The organism is Micromonospora sp. NPDC047753 (genome assembly GCF_040642735.1).
Classification (GTDB): Bacteria; Actinomycetota; Actinomycetes; order Mycobacteriales; family Micromonosporaceae; genus Micromonospora.
Map to the genome: position 1 here is coordinate 1 of NZ_JBEYSL010000877.1, position 1,236 is coordinate 1,236.

Below are 1,236 nucleotides of genomic sequence, written 5' to 3' on the forward strand. Positions count from 1 at the left end.
AGTCGAAGTGCACCTCCTTGACGTAGTTGCGCGCCCACTCGTAGAAGAAGTGCACCCCGTCGTAGTAGGGCGCCGGGCAGGAACGGCGCCAGGTGCGCGCGCACCGCCACCGGGCCCACCCCCGGGCCGCCGCCGCCGTGCGGGATGCAGAACGTCTTGTGCAGGTTCAGGTGCGACACGTCCGCGCCGAACTTGCCGGGCTTGGCGAACCCGACCAGGGCGTTGAGGTTCGCCCCGTCGACGTACACCTGCCCGCCCGCGTCGTGGACCTTCGCGCACAGCGACGCGATGCCCGTCTCGTACACACCGTGCGTGGACGGGTACGTCACCATGATCGCGGCGAGCGCGTCGCGGTGCTTGTCGATCTTCGCGTCCAGGTCGACGAGGTCGACGTTGCCGTCGTCGTCGCAGGCCACCACCACGACCCGCATCCCGGCCATCACCGCCGACGCCGCGTTCGTGCCGTGCGCCGACGACGGGATCAGACAGACGTCGCGGTGCGTCTCCCCCCGCGACGCGTGGTACGAGCGGATCGCCAACAGGCCGGCCAGCTCACCCTGCGAACCGGCGTTGGGCTGCACGCTGACCGCGTCGTACCCGGTCACCTCGGCCAGCCATGACTCCAGCTGACCGATCATCTCCCGGTACCCGGCGGTCTGCGCGTCCGGGGCGAACGGGTGGATGTTCGCGAACTCCGCCCAGCTGACCGGCTCCATCTCGGTGGTCGCGTTCAGCTTCATCGTGCACGACCCGAGCGGGATCATGCCCCGGTCCAGGGCGTAGTCGAAGTCCGACAACCGCCGCAGGTAGCGCAGCATCGCCGTCTCCGAGTGGTGGCTGCGGAACACCGGGTGGGTGAGGAAGTCGCTACCGCGAATCAGGTCGACGGGCAGCGCCGCGTCCGCGTCGCCGTCGAACGTGGGCACCCCGAACGCCGCCCACACCTGCGCCAGGTGCGCGTCGGTGGTGGTCTCGTCGCAGGACACCCCCACCCGGTCGGCGTCGACCAAACGCAGGTTGACACCACGCTCCGCGGCGGCGGCCACCACCTCGGCGGCCCTTCCAGGCACGGTCGCGGTGACGGTGTCGAAGAACGCGACGTCCGCGACGTCCACCCCACCGGCGCGCAACCCGGCCGCGAGCCGCGCCGCTGACCACGCTGATGCCGCCGGCCACCATCGGCTACAAGGCGTACGACGTCTACCCGGCGGGCGCCAACGGCAACGTCGACAAGGT

1 pseudogene is annotated in these 1,236 nt (G+C 70.6%); it reads right to left on the minus strand.

The window, feature by feature from the left end:
• Positions 1 to 1,151 (minus strand): annotated as a pseudogene (locus ABZ749_RS35400) (aminotransferase class V-fold PLP-dependent enzyme); the annotation flags it as partial.
• Positions 1,152 to 1,236: the final 85 nt, after the last annotated feature.